17 protein-coding genes are annotated in these 16,792 nt (G+C 64.1%); 15 read left to right on the forward strand and 2 right to left on the reverse strand.

The genetic code is table 11. The annotated features are described in order from the left end of the window. Positions 1 to 98: 98 nt before the first annotated feature. The 6 genes from P3W85_RS20805 (at position 99) to P3W85_RS20830 (ending at position 4,146) form a co-directional block, all read left to right on the forward strand. Positions 99 to 1,034 carry a LysR family transcriptional regulator gene (locus P3W85_RS20805; RefSeq protein ID WP_276266178.1) on the forward strand — a complete coding sequence of 312 codons (936 nt, stop codon included), beginning with the start codon at positions 99 to 101 and terminating at the stop codon, positions 1,032 to 1,034. A gap of 180 nt (positions 1,035 to 1,214) precedes the next feature. Beyond that, a complete protein-coding gene (locus P3W85_RS20810; RefSeq protein ID WP_276266179.1) occupies positions 1,215 to 1,682 on the forward strand; it encodes a (R)-mandelonitrile lyase in 468 nt (155 codons plus the stop codon). Next, positions 1,660 to 2,436, forward strand: a complete 777-nt coding sequence (locus P3W85_RS20815; protein WP_276266180.1) for a carboxymuconolactone decarboxylase family protein — start codon at positions 1,660 to 1,662, stop codon at positions 2,434 to 2,436. Before P3W85_RS20810 ends, P3W85_RS20815 begins: the two co-directional genes overlap by 23 nt. Positions 2,437 to 2,531: 95 nt before the next feature. Beyond that, positions 2,532 to 2,678: a hypothetical protein gene (locus P3W85_RS20820; protein ID WP_276266181.1), complete on the forward strand. Its 147-nt coding sequence runs from the start codon at positions 2,532 to 2,534 to the stop codon at positions 2,676 to 2,678. Positions 2,679 to 2,734: 56 nt separating this feature from the next. Beyond that, entirely contained in the window at positions 2,735 to 3,781 is a 1,047-nt protein-coding gene (locus P3W85_RS20825; RefSeq protein ID WP_276266191.1) for an alpha/beta hydrolase, read from the forward strand. After that, on the forward strand, positions 3,778 to 4,146 hold the full coding sequence (locus P3W85_RS20830; protein ID WP_276266182.1) for an enolase C-terminal domain-like protein: 369 nt from the start codon (positions 3,778 to 3,780) through the stop codon (positions 4,144 to 4,146). Before P3W85_RS20825 ends, P3W85_RS20830 begins: the two co-directional genes overlap by 4 nt. A gap of 312 nt (positions 4,147 to 4,458) precedes the next feature. On the opposite strand, the gene P3W85_RS20835 is transcribed toward P3W85_RS20830, so the two are convergent. Beyond that, on the reverse strand, positions 4,459 to 5,472 hold the full coding sequence (locus tag P3W85_RS20835) for an SGNH/GDSL hydrolase family protein (protein WP_276266183.1): 1,014 nt from the start codon (positions 5,470 to 5,472) through the stop codon (positions 4,459 to 4,461). A 713-nt stretch (positions 5,473 to 6,185) separates the two neighbouring features. On the opposite strand from P3W85_RS20835, the gene P3W85_RS20840 reads away from it, so the two are divergent. The 6 genes from P3W85_RS20840 (at position 6,186) to P3W85_RS20865 (ending at position 11,402) form a co-directional block, all read left to right on the forward strand. Then, positions 6,186 to 7,094 carry a helix-turn-helix domain-containing protein gene (locus P3W85_RS20840; protein ID WP_017230139.1) on the forward strand — a complete coding sequence of 303 codons (909 nt, stop codon included), beginning with the start codon at positions 6,186 to 6,188 and terminating at the stop codon, positions 7,092 to 7,094. 102 nt (positions 7,095 to 7,196) lie between these two features. Further along, the gene (locus tag P3W85_RS20845) at positions 7,197 to 7,955 is read left to right on the forward strand and encodes a Phenylacetic acid catabolic protein (protein ID WP_017230138.1); all 759 of its coding nucleotides are present in this window, start codon (positions 7,197 to 7,199) and stop codon (positions 7,953 to 7,955) included. Next, complete coding sequence (locus tag P3W85_RS20850; protein WP_276266184.1) at positions 7,955 to 9,154, forward strand: radical SAM protein; 1,200 nt, start codon at positions 7,955 to 7,957, stop codon at positions 9,152 to 9,154. The genes P3W85_RS20845 and P3W85_RS20850 overlap by 1 nt, the downstream gene beginning before the upstream one ends. Before the next feature lie 176 nt (positions 9,155 to 9,330). After that, positions 9,331 to 9,705 (forward strand): PaaI family thioesterase, encoded by a 375-nt coding sequence (locus P3W85_RS20855; RefSeq protein WP_017230135.1) that lies wholly within the window; start codon positions 9,331 to 9,333, stop codon positions 9,703 to 9,705. A gap of 12 nt (positions 9,706 to 9,717) precedes the next feature. After that, positions 9,718 to 10,185, forward strand: a complete 468-nt coding sequence (locus tag P3W85_RS20860) for a MaoC family dehydratase (protein ID WP_017230134.1) — start codon at positions 9,718 to 9,720, stop codon at positions 10,183 to 10,185. Between the two features lie 845 nt (positions 10,186 to 11,030). Continuing rightward, on the forward strand, positions 11,031 to 11,402 hold the full coding sequence (locus tag P3W85_RS20865) for a DUF2834 domain-containing protein (protein ID WP_276266185.1): 372 nt from the start codon (positions 11,031 to 11,033) through the stop codon (positions 11,400 to 11,402). Positions 11,403 to 11,415: 13 nt separating this feature from the next. Here P3W85_RS20865 and P3W85_RS20870 read toward each other — a convergent pair whose 3' ends face one another. Further along, positions 11,416 to 12,549: a GGDEF domain-containing protein gene (locus P3W85_RS20870; RefSeq protein ID WP_276266186.1), complete on the reverse strand. Its 1,134-nt coding sequence runs from the start codon at positions 12,547 to 12,549 to the stop codon at positions 11,416 to 11,418. Positions 12,550 to 13,463: 914 nt separating this feature from the next. On the opposite strand from P3W85_RS20870, the gene P3W85_RS20875 reads away from it, so the two are divergent. The 3 genes from P3W85_RS20875 to P3W85_RS20885 form a co-directional block, all read left to right on the forward strand. Then, a complete protein-coding gene (locus P3W85_RS20875; RefSeq protein ID WP_276266187.1) occupies positions 13,464 to 14,606 on the forward strand; it encodes a sensor histidine kinase in 1,143 nt (380 codons plus the stop codon). Beyond that, on the forward strand, positions 14,591 to 15,940 hold the full coding sequence (locus P3W85_RS20880) for a sigma-54-dependent transcriptional regulator (RefSeq protein ID WP_276266188.1): 1,350 nt from the start codon (positions 14,591 to 14,593) through the stop codon (positions 15,938 to 15,940). The genes P3W85_RS20875 and P3W85_RS20880 overlap by 16 nt, the downstream gene beginning before the upstream one ends. Before the next feature lie 167 nt (positions 15,941 to 16,107). Then, positions 16,108 to 16,792 (forward strand): hypothetical protein (locus tag P3W85_RS20885; RefSeq protein WP_276266189.1); only part of this gene is annotated, 685 nt, incomplete at its 3' end.

The raw sequence follows: 16,792 nt of genomic DNA on the forward strand, positions 1-16,792 counted from the left end.
ATAAGCACGGTCCGCTATGGGCAGCTATGAGTGTAGTCACTATCCAGGCATCTGATTAGATGCTAAATTCAGCAAGAACTTGTGAATTGGATTCAGTAATGCCGCGCGATAGCTACAACGACCTGCTTGCGTTCATCCAGGTGGCACAGCAAGGCAGCTTCACGCGAGCGGCTGCGCAAATGGGCGTGTCTCCATCCGCGCTCAGCCATGCCATTCGCGCGCTCGAAGCACGCTTGGACGTCCGCCTCCTGGCACGGACCACGCGCAGCGTATCCGTGACAGAAGCAGGCGAGCGGCTTCTGGCCAGTGTTGCACCGCACTTCGAAGACATCGATGCCGAGCTGGCGGCAGTAAGCGAGTTGCGCAAGAAACCATCGGGGCTGGTCCGCATCACGGCGGCGGAGTTTCCTGCCACTTACCTGATATGGCCCAAGCTATCCCAGGTTCTGCCGGACTATCCCGATATCACCGTGGAGGTGACGGTGGACTACAATCGCACGGACATCGTCTCCGAACGCTACGACGCGGGCGTGCGCCTGGGCGACGAGATCGCCAAGGACATGATCGCGGTGCGCATCAGCCCCGACATGCGCATCGCAGTAGTGGGCTCACCCGCCTACTTCGCAGGCAAAACGAAGCCAATGAAACCCCACGACCTGGCCGAGCACAACTGCATCAACCTGCGGCTACCCACCCACGGCGGGCTCATGGCCTGGGACTTCCGCAAGGGCAAGCGCGAACTCAAGGTGCGCGTGACCGGGCAGTGGATCTACAACGGCATCTCGCCCATCGTGCGCGCAGCGCTGGCAGGGCAAGGCCTGGCATTCCTGCCCGATGATGCGGTAGCCGAGCACATCGCCGAGGGGCGGCTGGTCCGTGTGCTGGACGATTGGTGCCAGCCCTATACCGGCTACCACCTGTACTATCCGAGCCGCCGGCAATCGTCGGGGGCCCTGGCCGTCATCGTCGAGGCATTGCGGCATCGCGAGCCTCCGCGCAAGACGGCGAAAACGAAGCGCCGCTCGGCTTCGTAGGCCGCATCCAGGCACCGGTTGCTCGCATTGCTGAATTCAACTCAAAACCGCATGCGGGATTCGGGACTTAATCAAAACAGTCCAGCCCTCTACGATTTCCTTCACTGACACAGATTGGGCGCAGGCCATCCGCATGTTCATGCGGCAATTGGGTCTGTACAGATCACAGGAAGGAATCCCATGAGAAAGAACCTTGTCGCCGCAGGCACATCCCTGCTAATGAGCGCCACTGCCGTGCAGGCCCAGGGCATCCAGATTACCCCCGCGGGCACCCTCCCCACCACCTTGGGCGCGGCGCAGAACTTCAACGGCCACGTGGCGGTGGACATCAAGTCGGCGGGCGGCAGCGGCAAGCACGGCAGCGTGGGCATGGTCGATTTCGCGCCCGGCGCACGCACCGCATGGCACACCCACCCGGTCGGCCAGTTGCTCATCGTCACCGACGGCAAGGGCTGGGTGCAGGAAGACGGCCAACCCAGGCGGGAGATCAAGACGGGCGACGTGGTCTGGATCGAGGCCGGCGTCAAGCACTGGCACGGCGCGGCGCAAACCAACGGCATGCGCCACCTGGCCATCGCCTACGTGCAGGGCGGCAAGAGCGCGGACTGGAAGGAACTGGTGAGCGATGAGCAATACAACGCACGCTAAGCGCGGTGCCACCGCGATCGCCCTGGCTCTTGGCGTGGCCGTGACCGGCTGCGCCTCACAGAGCATCGCGGAGCCGCCACCCATGGCGCACGCCCAGGCCCCTTCGGAAACGCTTTCGGCCAAGCAGCAGGCCATTCCGCTGATCGCCTCCTTCATGGCCGCCAGCGACATGCCCAGGCTGGGCGCCGCCCTGAACCAGGGGCTGGACGCGGGCCTCACGGTCAGCGAGGCGCGCGAAGCACTGGTGCAGCTCTATGCCTACGTTGGCTTCCCGAAAAGCCTCAACGCGCTGGGCGAGCTTTTGAAAGTGGTGGCGGCGCGCAAGCAGTGCGGCATCCAGGACGCGCCGGGGCGCGAGCCCAGCCGCACCATTCCCACCGGCGACGAGTTGCTCGCGGTGGGCAAGGCCAACCAGACGACTATTTCCGGTGCGCCGGTCAAGAACGCCGTGACGGACTTCGCCCCGGTCATCAACCAGTTCCTGCAGGCGCATCTGTTCGGCGACATCTTCGAGCGCGACAATCTCGACTGGCAAAGCCGCGAGCTGGCCACGGTCGGGGCGCTGGCTGCGGTGCCGGGCGTGGAGGCGCAATTGCGCTCGCACATGCGCGCCAGCCTGCGCGTGGGCCTCACGGCCGCGCAACTGAGCCAGTTGACCCAGGTATTGGCCGAACGCGGCGATGCAGGTGCTGCCAGGCGTGCCGGCGATGCGCTGGCGCAGGCGCTGGCTGCTGCCTCCGGAGGCCGGCCATGACCCCCGCAGGAACGCTGCCGGCTCTCGTCATGACTGCTCTACTTTCCGCCTGCGCCACCAGCCCCGGTGGCCCTGGCCATGCAAACAGCCCCCCCATGATTCAGGAGCAGGTCAGTTTCGCCGCCGGCGGCACCATGACCACCGCGCCGGGCACGTTCGATGCGCGCAAGCCCATGGCTCCAGACGGACAGACCTACCGAGGCGACCATGCCTACGCCTTCATCTCGGCCGAGCTGGACTGACGCAATTCACCCCAAGGAGTATTTACATGAAGCGCATCGTACTGAAAGCCACCCTCATGGCCGCCATCGTTGGCGCCGCTGGTGGCGAGGCCCTGGCGGACGACTACCGGAAGAACCCGTTCACCTTGACCTACCAAGGCGCCATCACCAAAAACGAGCCGGGCAAGGTCCATATCCACCCGGTCAAGTACAAGCTGGGCGGCCTGGACATTGCCGCTAACGTCTACACCCCCGCGAACTACGACCCGAAAAAGACCTATCCCGCCATCGTCGTGGCGCATCCGAACGGCGGAGTGAAGGAACAGGTCGCGGGCCTGTACGCCCAGCGCCTGGCCGAACAGGGCTACATCACGATCGCGATGGACGCGGCGTACCAGGGCGGAAGCGGCGGCGAACCGCGCAACACGGACAAGCCCGCTTACCGCACCGAGGACATCCACGGCGCGGCGGACTTCATCACCCGCTACGCGGGTGTCGATGCCGAGCGCCTGGGCCTGCTGGGCGTCTGCGGGGGCGGCGGATACTCGCTGGCGGCAGCGAAAACCGATAAGCGTTTCAAATCGGTTGCGACGCTGAGCATGTTCAACTCGGGACGCGTTCGCCGCAATGGCTTCGCGGATGCGCAACTGGCCACCATCCAGCAGCGCCTGCAGCAGGCGTCGGCGGCCCGCGCGCAGGAAGCGGCAGGCGGTAAAGTCCTCTATATCGGAGGCGGCGCCGCAGCGACAGATGCGCAAATCGCCGCGATGCCGTTCGAGATGTACCGCGAGGGAACCGCCTACTACGAACGCACCCATGGCCATCCCAACTCCGGCGCCTACCCCGGCTCCGGCGGCGCCTACACGGTGAGCAGCTTGCTCGACCTGATGCGCTGGGATGCCACCGACCAGATCGCCCTGATCAGCCAGCCGTTGCTGATGATCGCGGGCAGCAAGGCCGACAGCCTGTACATGACCGAAGATGCCTTCGCCAAGGCCACCGGCACGCAGGACAAGGAACTGTTCAAGATCGACGGCGCCACGCACATCGAGACCTACTGGGTTCCCAAGTACGTGGATGCCGCGCTGGGCAAGCTGACGGCGTTCTATATGAAGACGCTGTGAAGCTGCAGCTCTTCGCCGAGCAGTACGGCGTGCGTACCGCCTGGCACGGCCCTGGCGACATGTCGCCCTTGGCGCATGCGGCGAACATCCATATCGACCTGGCCGCACGCAACTTCGGCGTGCAGGAATGGTCGGGGACGGAGCCGCCGAACTTCGTCATTCAGGAGATCAAAGGACCGAAGGAGGCGCTGCTCGATGTGTTCCCGGGACTGCCGGAACTCCGCCGGGGCTACGTGTATGCAAACGACAAGCCGGGCCTGGGTGTCGATCTCGACGAGGTCGAGGCCGCCAGGTATCCCTGCGAACACAACGTCACGACATGGACGCAAACGCGGTTGGCGGATGGCACGTTGCAGACACCTTGATGCGGCCGCAATGAGACCGGAGCCTTACGAGTTTACTTTTCAGGTTCGGCTCGTAGAAGCTGGTGGCTGGCAACGGCAAGCTGCAGCCCATGGACGTGTACACACGGCGGAAGGCGACCGAACAGATCAGACAGGGGCGCGACCAGGCAATAGCGAGCCGCACCTTTGGGATCATCCAGCATCTGGTCTTCCTGAACTGTTCGCGCCGGTCAGCGTGACCCGTTCGCCATGCTCGACGCGATAGCAAGACGAGGTCGGACCGAACGTGTGAGAACCCGACGATTCTGTTGGTGAGTCATCCTGTTCCCAGGTTCAGTGACCAAGACCGCTCCGTGCGATCTGCTGCTCCACGAACTGGGCGAACAGTGCATGCAGACGCGTCGTCGGATGAAGGTCGTCGGCGAACATGTATGTCTGGTCGGCATTGGCCGTCACGTAGGTAGCCGGTGAGCACAGCAAGGCCGTGTCCTTGGGCGTCTTCACAGGGTTGCAGGCGACGCCGGTGTTTGACACGACGAAGCCATTGGCCTGAAAGTTCGCGATGATCTGGTTCTCCCATGTAAAAGAATCGATCTGGATGACCTTGCCTTGCAGGCCATCGGCCTGCAAGGCAGCGTTCAAGCTATCGTTGAACATTTGCGATAGCTGAGTCAGGTTTGCCCCGCCGTCGGGCGAGGCGAAGCCTTTGGGCGATAGTCCGATATTTGGAACATTGACCACCACGACATGCGTGGCGCCGTTCTGGACGATCTGTGCGACAACTTGAGCCAGGGTGGTTGCCGCTGTCTGCACGGTCTGTGCCGCGGCCGGCAGCGCCCCGGCGCGAAGCACGTCGTTCGAGCCAGCAAAGATCAGCACCAGTTGATTGGAGTTGAAGCTCCCGTGAGCGGCCAAATGGCTCGAAACCTGCTGGTTGACGGGCATTTCGACGTTGCCGATCACGTCGGTAAGAAAATCGTACAGGTTTGCCGGCGTTGCCACCGTGGCGCCGCCCTCCGCATAGCCGAGGCCGCCTTGCGCACTCAACGCATGAGTGACATCGATCGTAAACGCAGCGGTGAGCGTATCACCGTAGTATTGCGCAACGTCCTGAGTCCACACCTGCCCCGGATTGGTCGTGAAACGCCCCCCGCCGACTGCGCTAGCGATCGGCGCAAAAGTCCCAACGTCCGACAGACTGTCGCCGAACGAGACGACTTGCAGGTGAATGCCGCCCGATGGGGCGGCCGCGCCACCCGAGCCGCCTCCACCCCCACCGCATGCGGTAAGCAGTGAAATCACCATGGCAAAAATTGCAACACGTACCTTGTCATTGCTTCCTTGCATAGCGCCTCCACCGTTGGTCGGCCGGGCAGATGCCCGCATGCGGCGAGCTTATCGCCAGCCTGCATATCGCCTTGCAACTCTGGGACCGGACTCAGGACACTCGCCAATTTTCATTGTAGTTGCGCTGATCCGCTTGGCTTAGGGCGCGGCAGCGTAGCAGATGCCGAACTGCGCTCGCATCTGGCCCAGTTGGTGGCCGCCAAGCGCACTCAGCGCACACCGAGCCGGTCGTCTGCGATCAGGCAGCGGCTGATCGACGCCATCAGGCCCGTGCGCGCCTTACTGGTGGCCGTCGCCAAGCTGCCCTGGCAAGCCACCGGCGAACACACCCGGGAATTGAAGCTCCGGGCAAGCTGTGCCACCTGTATGCGAATGCCGTTCGAGGTTTACCCGATGATGTGACCGCCCCTCGCCCAGGGCCAGCCTGGCTCGATGCGATCAGCGGTGCCGATCGCGAGCGCGCCTTCCGGGCACCTTCGATCCACCTTGAAGTCCAGCGCTCAGGAGGCCGCGCCAAAGCGAGGCGGCGGCCGACAAGACATTTGAACGCAAATGAATTGTATGGAACAATTCGCTGACCATGCCGCCGCCGACCGCTGCGGACAAGGCAGCATGGCCCTGGGCGCAGCATATCGATGCCGACGACGCATATGCCGATGTCCCTAGTCCGCGCATTCTTGTGCCAATCGAAATACTGCCGCGAGGGCCGATCGATGAACCTGCCGGTGTTCGACTACGCTAACGCCGCCGATGTCCGTCAATTGTTCGGGGCGCCTGCGCTCCAGTCGAGCGAGCACAGCAGATGGGATGGGCTGTCCTTCGAGCTGCGCAGCGGCGAGGCTGCCTTTTCGACGGTCGAGCATGTTGTCGAGAACCACTACTTCATGGTCAAGCTCGATCCCGGCACGCGCGCCGAGCGCCGCCTGGACGGCAGGTGGTACCCGGAAACGCAGCGGCACGGGTTCACCGCCTTCGTCCCGCATGGCTGCCCACACGAGACCCGCTATCCTCACAAGCTCGGCAGCCTGTACATGATCACCGTCGGCCGCTCGGTCGTCGACTCAGTCTGCGCGGAACTGGGCATGCCCGGCTTCCAGGGCGTGCCGGCGCCGGCGCTGTGCGCCGACAGCCTGTTGCTGGCGACGGGACACCAGATTGCCCAGGAACTGGCGCGGGGCAATCCTTGCGGCCAGCTCTTCGCCGACATCACCGCCCAGTCGCTTGCGCTCTATCTCGTCTCCCGGCAGCTGCCCGCATCGCGCCCGCGCCTGCCGGTCGAGACCCTGGCGGCGCATCGCCTGCGCAGGGTCGACGAGTATATCGAGGCGAACATCGACGCCCAGATTACGCTGCAAGACCTGGCCGAAGTGGCGGGACTCAGCGTGTTCCACTTCAGCCGGGCCTTCAAGGCCGCGGCTCAACGCACGCCCTATCAGCACGTCCTGGCGAAAAAAATCGCGCGGGCCGAGCACCTGCTGGCGTTCTCAGAACTGCCGCTGGTGGAGATCGCGCTGGCAGTGGGCTTCGTCTGTCAATACACGTTTACAAGGCAATTCCGCAAGTCCACCGGCATCACCCCGGCCGCCTTCCGGCGCGGCGGAAAAATCATTCGCAAGATTTGAGTCTTTCAGCAAGATATGACATCTGCCTGATCCGGCGTCTCATCTAGACTGCTTCTGCATTCTATTCGCTCCATACACCAGCTTAGGAGACAGGAGGTGGCAATGACAGGCACAGCAGAGACGATCAAGGTCCGTGCAGCGCGGCACTCGGTGCAATCGGCCGAGGCCTTCCACCAGATGCCCAACGAGTACCAGGCGCTTGCCACGCATCTGATGCTGGTCCACACTGAAGGAGAGTTGACCGGCGCCGATGACTACACGCGCATCTTCTACCCGCTTGCGCCGACGGCGCTCGAGAAGTTCGTCTGCTGCGAGCGGGCCGCCGAGGAGATGAACCACTACATGCTCGGCGCCGCCGTGCTGCAGGAACTGGGCATCGACACCAGCCATATGCTCGGGCAGGACATGATGGAGCGCCCGCTCTACCCGAACGAGCTGGTGCGCGGGGTCGAGACCTGGATGGAACGCGGCATCTTCTCCTTCCTTGGGGAGGCGGTGGTGCTCGACCACCTGCTGGAGTTCGCCGAGTCCAGCTACCAGCCGTTCGCCAAGATATTCATCGACCAGATCATCAAGGACGAGCACATCCACGTCGCGCACGGCTATCGCATCGTCAAGCAGGCTTGTGAAGCGCCGGCGGGCCGCGCCGCGGCGCAGGAGGCCTTGAACCGCTTCTGGCCCATCGTGCTCGATCTCTGCGGCAAGACCGATTCGGTGCGCACTCCCCTCTACGTGGAGTGGGGGCTGCGCCAGACCACCAATGCGGAACTGCGCGACCGCTTCATCCGCAAGACCCGGCCCCGCCTGCAGTCGCTCGGCTTGGCCGTGCCGGACGACCTGGTCAACCGGAGATATCTGTGATGCCGGCGGATCCCGCGGACAAGAGCGGCGCGGCGGCGCGCACGGCCCGGCTGGAGCGCAAGCAATGGCTGGCGCAACGCCTGGAGACGTTGCTGGAAGGTGACCCCGCGCTGGAAAACCGGTTCAAGGCCGTCAGGGCCTTCGGCAGCGGCGTCAGGATCTCGGAGTACCACCTCACCAATGCCTGCAATATCCGCTGCGACGGCTGCTGGTTCTTCGCCTTCGGCCATGACAAGGCCTCGACGGAAGCCAAGAGCCTCGCCGCGTGGGAAGACTTCATCGAGGCGCAGCGGAAAAAGCGCGTCAATGCCGCCTTGCTGATCGGAGGCGAGCCGACGCTCTTCCTCGATCGCATCGAGGCCTTCGTGAAGCGGATGCGGTACGTCACCATCTCGACCAACGGATACAAGGCGCTGCCTAACGACGAGCGCTTTCGCGACGTGGGCATGCTGGTTTCCGTGTTCGGCGGCGGACCGCTGGATGACGAGCTGCGCGCCATCAAGCCCGGCGGCAGGCGCTTCACGGGCCTGTTCGACCAGGCCTTGCGCAATTATCGCTACGACCCGCGGCCCACGTTCGTGTTCGCTGTCACTGAACGCAGCGTTCCCTATGTGCGGGAGACCGTGCGGCGCATCCACGAGAACGGAAACCGCGTGACCATCAACTTCTACAGCGAATACAACACCAGCCACCCCTTGCGGGCCGCTAACCAGCGCCGGCTGCTGGATGAAGTGATGGAAGTGAAGCAGCGCTATCAGGACACCATCCTGAGCCATCCCGAGCATATCGCCGGCGTGCTGACCGGAAAGGCGTGGTGCGGCGAATTCTCGGGCCAGACCTGTCCGAGCGTGAGCAGCGACCACGCTGCGAACAGCGAGCGGGTCCGCAACGGGAACGCGGTGCTCCCCTTCTTCAATACCTACAAGCCGGACCTCGAAACGCTGGAGGTCTGCTGTACCTCGGGGCACTGCGACGGCTGTCGCGACAGCCAGGCGGTCTATAGCTGGCAGGTGGTCTCGCTGGAAAAGAGCCTGCAATCGAAGGAGAATTTGCAAACATGGATCGAAGTGGCAGAGAGCTACTGGAGCCAGTTCATCTGGACCCCGTTCCACTGGAGCAAGAAGGACGGCGCGAGGCTGCAGCGGCCAACGCAAGCAGCTGCCGCGGGGGCGCCACGGCACAGCGCGGTAGCGGCCTAGGCGAAGCCCCGGACCACGACGGCGGCGAGGAGCGCCCGCCGCCCGGCCCCGCCATCCGCTTCCCGGCGGTACCGGCAGAAAGGGAAAAGTGGCAGCGGACCTTCAATGAAGGCGCCATCATCCAGCACCTCGGTGCAACGGTCTGCCTGCGCGATGCCTACCGGGCGCGGCTCTCCGTGGCCAGGCCCGCGCTGTTCCATCAAGGCGGGCTCGGCACCGGCGCCATCAACGGCGCGACGATCGCCGCGCTGATGGACTGCGCGATGTCCATCGTCGGCATCGTCCACTTCAAGGGCCGAAAGTGCGGAACGGTAGACCTCTCGGTCCACTTCCTGGCGCCGCTGCGATTCGGCGCCTTCTCGGTCGACTGCCATGCGACGCGCAGGACGCGGGGCATGGTATACGCGGAGGCCGGCATCCTCGACGCACGGGGGCGCCTGGTGGCAAGAGGGATTGGGATCGTCAGCAGGGCCGACGAAAGCGACAGGGAACGCGAGCGGGGCGGGCGCGAGGACGGCATCTGGCACAGCCCAGACGGCCTGCTCAGGTAGGGGAGAACAACGATGCTGGTTTCAGACTACATTCTCGATGAGGTTGCCGTGCAATTCGGAAACACTGTCATTGCCCCAGGGCATACATTTCACCGCGATCTGTTGGTGACGCGCGAAGACATTGCCAAGTTCGCCGGACTCTGCGAAGACTTCAATCCTCTGCACCACGATGAGGACTATGCCAGGACGACGCGGTTCGGCTCGATCATTGCAGCCGGCCCGCACATCATGAGCCTGTTCACCTCGATGGTGGCGACGCACTTTTCAGAGATCACGCCGATGGTCGGCGTCGACTTCTCCTTCTCCTTCCTGTCCGCCATCCGCGCTGGGGACACGCTGCGCATGCACTGGACCGTATCGGCCCTGACACCGAGCGAGAAGATGAAAGGCACCCTGGCGCATCTCGAGGGCGAAGTCCGCCACGGCAAGGGCGTTGCCATCAAGGGGATGGGGCTGGTCCTGTTGATGGACAAGCTCTGAGCGCCGCCGGCGCAGGAGTCCGCTCCGGCCGGGGCGAAGCGTACGAAAGGCACGGACCGGTGGTGGACGCACACCGCCCATCTACCGCTCGCCACCGCCGGTGGGCGACGGCAAAGAGCCGCAACCTGGCGCGGTCTCGGTTTCGACCGCCATGGTTGACCACGGTCCGGTACCCGACGCAAAGGCGGCGACAGCGGTATCAAGGGCTTCGAGGCTCTCCTTGGCGTTGGTGACAGGAAGCTGCCAACCTCCACGGCGCTCGGCTTGCCTTGATCGTCGCGTACATGGACCAGTGACAGAACGGTGCGGCAGGCTTTGCCTGGCCAGACTGACGGCATCCGCGTAGCTCCCCATATCAGGAAGTCCGAGCGCGGCTCGTGCGCGTAGGAATTCGTGTCAAAGATATCGACGACCGAAAGCTTGCCGATAGTCAGCGTGACGTTGTCCGTTTCCCTGTGACCGGCGAGGGGCCTTCACCCTTGCTCTGACTCCAAATATTGGGAGGTCTCAACAGCGATTGAACTAGCTAGAATCGGGCTTCCACATTCCACGGGGGCCTGAATCTGCACGTCTCTATCGATGTTGCCGCATGCAGCGATCTTTCCAAACCAGCCAGACGATGGCGAAGACTCCCACCGAGCGAGCAGGTAGGTTAGGGTGACCAGATCGGCGCTTGCCTATGCCATCGGCTCGCATCGGTAGTCCGGGCCGGACGGCCCTTTCGCTCCAATACAGCGATGGCGTTGGTATGCGTGCGTTTGGCGGTCCCAAACCGGCTGAAGCCTGCCCGAGCGGATCCTGTTCCGTGGCCAGCGTTGCTGCACACCAGCCTAAAGGAAAACGATATGGAAACACGAACTGCCTATCTCATTCTGACCGTACTTGGGGCCGCGCTACCCCTTTACTTCTTCATGCCCTTCCTGCTTGAGAACGGCCTGGATGTTCGCCTGTTCCTGGCGGAACTCTTCGCCAATGCCATTGGCAGGTTCTTCGCGATGGATGTACTGGTATCCGGGATCGTCACAATCGTCTTTACGCTGTCAGAGTCGCGTCGCCTGGCAATCAGAAGTGGTCCGCTGTGCCTGCTGGGGCTGCTCGTCGGTGTGTCGGTGGCACTCCCATTGTTCCTCTTCGTTCGCCATCTGCATGTCGCAAGCCGGAGGTCTGCAGCGCCCCAGCGGACTGCCGAAGCGGCGTCCTACAGGAACGATGGATAAGTGGTGGCGGGTTTTACACGACGCTCGTCTTCACAAGGTTGCGCCCGCTGGCCTTCGCCGCATAACACGCACTGTCCGCTGTCTGTATCCAGGCATCCCACGCCCCGCCCTTCCGGTCGCTCCAGGCCACACCAATGCTCGCGGTAACGCCAATGCGCACGCCGTCGATCGCAACGGACATTGCTTCGATTCGATGGCGAAGCCGTTCAGCGACCGCTCTGGCATCTTGCTCGCCGACGTTTGGAAGAAAGAGCACGAACTCCTCGCCGCCGTATCGCGCAAGGACGTCCCCCTCCCGCAGCCCATCTCGGACAGCTCTAGCAACCGACGCCAGCACGTGGTCCCCCACGGGATGTCCAAATCTGTCGTTGATCTGCTTGAAGCGGTCCACATCCAGGATCGCGAGAGCGCTGTTTGCGAGCGGCGCTGCGGGAAGGCGCCCGAGGAACCATCGGCGGTTGCCGATGCCGGTCAGCGCATCGGTATCCGCCGCAAGCTGAAGACCCGCCTCGCGCCGCTCCCTGACGAGCGTCACAACCAGCAGCGCAATCCAGAAGTTGAAGAAAATCTGAAGAAAAAAAGCAGTCGCAAAGTCAAGTTTCGATGGAATATCAAGAACGATGCAAACGAGGCGCACAGCATAGATCAGCGCACTCGCCAGGAGACACGCAGCCAACGGGCGACGCGCAGGCAGTAGCTCTCTATGTCGGTCCAGCCATATCTCGACTGCCGAAGCCGCCAGGGATATCACCGCGGTCAAGTGAAAGACGCTCGCCCGCTGAGCATTGACAAGGGGGAAATCCGACTCTATGCCAATGACGAACCATCCCACGGGCACCAGTATGAGAATCCAGTAAAGGCTCCGGCGGCGACCACTTAAGCGCCGCATGCCGTCCCAGAGCAGCGGATAGGCGACCATCCCCAAAAGAAGGCTCAAATGCGTCCACAGCCAAGACGGTAAGGCGGCTCGCTCCCCAAACGCAGCCAGCGCTGCACCGATTGCCAAAGCAATAAACGCAACGGCGAGACGACCTAAACCCATGGGCCGGGACGAACGCCTGCGGCTATGCAAGATCGCTGCGGCGCCTGCAATCAACGAGGTACTGTGCAGAAGAATAATGGTGCCTAGATCGAAAGTCAGGTACATACAGCCACTTCGGTTCCCAATATACGAATTATCGAAGAAGCATATTCCAAAAAGATGACTGGCGCGATTAAGATTGGCCCCAGCCCAAATCTCGGATGCCCGGTGGCTCGCAGCGAATCCGGTTAGCGATGCCTGCCTCGGCATCGAAGATGATCTCATCCGCCGGTGATCGAGACCTGGTTGCAACAAAAACTCCGGCCAGCGTCCGTGGGCGTAAACTCTCGCGTCGTCGATGCGACACTGATACTCATCCTTGGTCGTCAACTCCTGGACGCAGGAGGCAACGACAGGGAGATGGTTCGGGTCGGCGAGGGGATGCCAGTGCGCACACCCAACGACGTCAACAGTGGGCGCAACGGCAACGAGGCGACCTTCCCTAACCAGGTTGTGCCCGCAACAACGTACTTGAAATGGATTGATCGTTTAAAATGGCCGGCATTGTCACTCAGTCAGCCGTCGGTCTCTTTTCATCCTCAGCGCGCTTGACGAAGTCCTTGCGATGGTTGTGCAAGCGAGGCACTTGAGTACCTCGACAAGCAAGCGCAGCGCCGTGCAGCCGCTTGGTCATGAAACGGCTGGCCAACCGACCGTTTCCTTGCACGGCAATGTCCTTCTGGCAAGGTGATGGTTGCCATCGGAACGCGCACCGATTGACCAATCTGTGCCTCACACATCAAAGGAAACCTGCCCTGTCGCTGCAACCATCCGTTCGACGTGATCTACTGATCCTGTGGCTTGCCATTGCCGCGGTCGCTCTCGTGCTGGGGTGGCTGCTGCTGATACTCAGCCGCCAAGGCGCCGGCCCCCAGATTGCGCATGCGCGCCAACTCGCCTCGACCAGCTGCCAAGCGCTGCAAGCGGGTGCGGCACGCGTTCGCCAGCATCTCCCGTCCGCGGACGATCGGCACCAATCCATGGCACCCGCAGCCGCACAGGCGGTGCTCGATCTGGTGCTGCGCGACCAGCCGGGCATGGAGGGCGGCTTCTGGCGCGCGGACGCGGGCGTGGTGGCCTACGCTTTCCCGACCTACGATGGCACCGGAATCAAGCGCGATGTACCGAGTGCCGAGTTGGAACGCATTGCCTCCACGGCCCAGCGCGCGCAGGATTCCGCAGGCCTCGTGACCGACGTCCGGCCGGGGTTGCGCGGAGCCGTGGCTTTCGCCGCTTGCCCCGTGCAGACCGATGACCGGCGCCTGATCGCCTGGACCCTGTTGCGCGTACCGCTGTTGGCCGCGGAAACGGTCAACACCTTGATCCTCGCGGTGAGCCTGCTGCTGGCGCTGGTCGTGGTCTCTGGCGCATGGCTGGGCTGGATGATTTCACGCTGGCAGCGCCAGTCGGTCCATCTGCGAGAGCAATTGGCCCAGTCCGAACGCCTGGCCACGCTGGGGCGCGTTTCCGCCGGGCTCGCGCACGAGATCCGCAACCCTTTGGGGACGATGCGCATGAAGGTGGAGAACGCGATGGTTGCGCCGGCGGACCTGCGCGAAGCCCGTGTGGCTGGCGCACTGGAAGCCGTGCTGTCGCAAACGGCGCGCCTGGAAACGCTGGTGTCGAGCCTGCTGGCGTTGACGCAACCATTCCGCGCCGAGCGCCAAGCAGTCGACCTGCTGGGATGGCTGGAGGAGCGGCGCAATGCCCACGCCGAAGCCGCGCAAAAAAATGGCGTACGAATCACACTGGCGGTTGAGCCGGAACTGGCCGCCAGCGCGAGGGGGGTTGCGCTGTTCGACCCGGCGCAGATGGCGCGGGTCTTCGACAACCTGCTGCTCAATGCAATGGCGCACACGGGAGAGAGCGGGCAGATCGAGCTCGGTGCGCGCCGCATGCGCCGCGGTGCACTGCTGCTGTGGGTGGCGGATGATGGTTCCGGCATTCCGGCCGACTTGCGCGATACGCTGTTCGAGCCTTTCGCCACCACCCGCGCTGGAGGCACCGGCCTGGGACTGGCGCTGGTGCGCGAGATCGTGCAGGGCCATGGTGGGCGGGCCTATCTCGCCGAGTCGGCCAAGGGAACGCGCATAGAGATGGAGCTGCCATGGCCCGCATCCTGATCGTCGACGATGACGCCGCGTTCCGCGGCAGCCTTGCAGAAATGCTGCAGGACCTGGGGCATGCGGTGCTGCAGGCCGAAGCCACCGATGCGGGCCTGCACAGGCTGCGCACCGAGGACGTGGATGCCGCCATCGTCGACCTGCGGCTGCCGGGAGAGGATGGCCTGGCATTCCTGCGCCGTGCGGCGCGCATCTCGCAGGTGCCCTGCATCATGCTCACCGCCTATGCGAGCGGCGGCAACACCATCGAGGCGATGCGCCTGGGCGCGTTCGACCATCTGACCAAGCCCGTGGCCAGGGCCGCCCTGGTCGAAACGCTCGAGCGGGCCTTGCGGCGAGAAGCCGATACCCCGGATCGGGATCAGGCGGCCGGAGCGCCGCCTGCCGCAAGAGAGCCCGTGGATGGCACCGAACTGGTCAGCAGCAGCGAGGCCATGCGCCAGGTCTTCAAGCGCATCGGTCTGGTCGCGGGCAGCGATGCCACGGTGTTGGTGCTCGGCGAAACGGGCACGGGCAAGGAGTTGGTCGCGCGTGCCCTGCATCGCAACAGCGGCAGAGCCGCCGGGCCCTTCGTCGCGGTGAACTGCGCCGCGATTCCGGCCGAACTGATGGAGAGCGAGCTGTTCGGTCACGTCAAAGGCGCGTTCACCGGTGCCGTCAGCGAGCGCATCGGGCGCTTTCGCGAGGCCGATGGCGGCACCCTGTTCCTCGATGAGATAGGCGACATGCCGCTGTCCACGCAGGCGAAGATCCTGCGGGTGCTGCAGGAACGCGAGATCACCCCCGTCGGCGCCAACCGCGTCCAGCCCGTGGACGTGCGCATCGTCGCGGCCACGCACCGGGACCTGCCCGCCGCGGTCAAGGAGGGGCGCTTCCGGGAAGACCTGTGGTACCGCCTGCAGGTGGTGCCGCTGTGGCTGCCGCCGCTGCGAGAGCGCCTGGGCGACGTGCTGCTGCTGGCCGAACATTTTCTGCGCCTGCTGGGCGGTGACTCGCCCAAGCGGCTGAGCGCGGCGGCGGCCCGGCTGCTGCTGGCCCACCCCTGGCCCGGCAACGTGCGCGAACTGCGCAATGCCATGGAACGCGCGGCCATCCTCAGCCATGGAACCGTCATCGATGTCGAACACATCGGGTTGCAGACGCCAGCTGCGCCTGCCCCGGGTCTGGACATTGACTGGGACGGCCCTATGGAGCTGGCCGTCGCCCGCGTGGAACGCGAAATGATCGTGCGCGCTCTGGCAGCGACGGCCGGCAACCGCGCGGAGGCGGCAAGGCGCCTGGGGCTGTCTCGCCAGCAGCTCTACCGCAAGCTGGCCGAGTTCGACTTGGACTGAAGCTGACGCACGGAAGCCGGTGTCCGATTCCGTGACACCCTGGCGTCACTGGAGCGGACGGTGCACGACGTCCGATGCATGTAATTCATTGATTTCATGGGAAATCTGCTTAGGCATGGTGCTTGCGCCACAGGTTGGGTGTTCTTCCCAACCCAAGGAGTTTCTCCATGTCCAGGCATTTCATCGCCATGTCTGCTGCGCTCGCATTCGGCCTGTGCAGTCTGAGCGCACATGCCATGCCGCCCGGCCCGGCACCCGATCTGCCACCGGCACCGCCTCAGCGGCTGGATGCCCCCGGCCTGATGGGCCAGTACGCGGTGGAAGGCCAGGTCCAGCGGATGCTCATCAATCCCTACGGTGAGGTCGACGGGCTGCGCCTGAGCGACGGAACCATCGCCAAGTTTCCGCCGCACATGGCCGATGCGCTCACGGCCACGGTCAAGGTGGGGGACGCCGTCCGCATCATCGGACAGGCGCAAGCGCGAGGCACGATCAGGGCCGACGCCATCGTCCACACCGGCAGCGGGCGCACCGTGTACGTTCAGCCACCGCCGGTGGGCGAAGACCGAGTCCTGCCGCCACACCTGCGCGCCCAGCGTCTGCAGCCCCAGCAGGTGGAAGGCCGCGTGGAGACCGTGCTTACCGGTCGGCGGGGCGAGGCCAACGGCGTCATCCTGAGCGATGGCAGCATCGTGCGCTTCCCGCCCGAGAGCCTGCGACTTTCCGTGCAGACGGGCGCGCCATTCGCGGCGTCCGGGCTGGGCACGCGCAATGCGTTCGGCACGTCCCTGGAAGCCATCAGCATGGGCACCAGCCTGTCCGCCCTGCAGCCGCTCTACGACCGCGCGCCGT

Origin of the sequence: Cupriavidus basilensis, from assembly GCF_029335485.1 — a bacterium.
In the GTDB taxonomy this organism is placed as follows: domain Bacteria; phylum Pseudomonadota; class Gammaproteobacteria; order Burkholderiales; family Burkholderiaceae; genus Cupriavidus; species Cupriavidus basilensis_E.